The sequence below is a fragment of the Streptomyces sp. NPDC002835 genome (genome assembly GCF_053591995.1).
Window position 1 is genome coordinate 1 of record NZ_JBSFUW010000139.1, and the last position, 1148, is coordinate 1148.

Annotated in this window: 1 protein-coding gene; it reads right to left on the reverse strand. The window is 64.5% G+C overall.

Features of this window, described 5'->3' with window-relative positions; all coding sequences use genetic code 11:
* On the reverse strand, positions 1 to 1105 hold a 1105-nt coding region (locus ACWD01_RS37540; RefSeq protein WP_451168477.1), incomplete at its 3' end, for an aromatic ring-hydroxylating oxygenase subunit alpha.
* Positions 1106 to 1148: the final 43 nt, after the last annotated feature.

Below are 1148 nucleotides of genomic sequence, written 5' to 3' on the forward strand. Positions count from 1 at the left end.
CCTGCAGCCAGGTGTGGAATTCGCCGATGTGGTGCTCGCTGGGCACCAGGACTCCGCCCTTGGCGTACGCCCTCGAACTCATCGCCGGCTGGGTGCGCTCACAGGCGTCGAAGTCCTGCTGGTTGACCCGGTGGAACAACTCCACCGACCGCTCCACGTCCCTGCCGCTCTCCACCACATGCGGCAGATACAGCCAGTCGCACTCCACGACCGTGCGATCGGGCGCCATCGGATACATCCGGTGGAAGATCACATGGTCCGGCACCAGGTTGACGAACACCTGCGGCCGCACCGTGATCGCGTAATAACGGCGATCCTGCTCCTCGACCACACCCGGGATACGGTCCAGACCCTCCGAGCCGTCGACCGTGAACCCCTTGACCTCCTCACCGAACTCGGCGCCGTGCCCGACGTAGTACTGCGCCGCAAACCCGTCCGCGAACTCCGGCAGCACCTCCGTCAGTTCAGGATGAATGGTCGCGCAGTGGTAGCACTCCATGAAATTCTCGATGATCAGCTTCCAGTTGGCCTTCACGTCATACGTGATCCGCCGGCCCACCCGCAGATCGTCGATCCCGTAGTTCTCGATCGGCTCGGCGCCGCCCAACCGCTCAGCCACCGCGCCGATCACATCCGCCTCGAACGACGGCGGCGTCTCGGCCAGGCACACCCACACATACCCGAGCCACTCACGGACATGGACATTGACCAGGCCGTACTCGACCCGGTCGATGTCCGGCATCGACGTCAGATTCGGCGCCGCGACCAGCTTGCCGTCCAGACCGTAGGTCCAGGCATGGTACGGACACTGGAACGCCCGCTTGACCTCACCCGACTCCTCCGTGCACAACTTCGCACCACGGTGCCGGCAGATGTTCAAAAACGCCCTGACCGAACCGTCCCGGGAACGGGAGACCAACACACTCTCCCGCCCCACCTGAACCGTGCGGAAAGCACCGGGCCCGGCCAGATCGGCGGCACGGACCGCACAGAACCACATGGCCTCGAAGACCCGCTCCTGCTCCTGGGCGAAGACCTCAGGATCGGTGTAGTACTCCCCGGACAACGTGGCGATCAAGCTCGGGGACAGACTGGTGCTGCTCATCATTCTCACCTCGGAAGATGTCACACGCGCACACGGCGGGGGT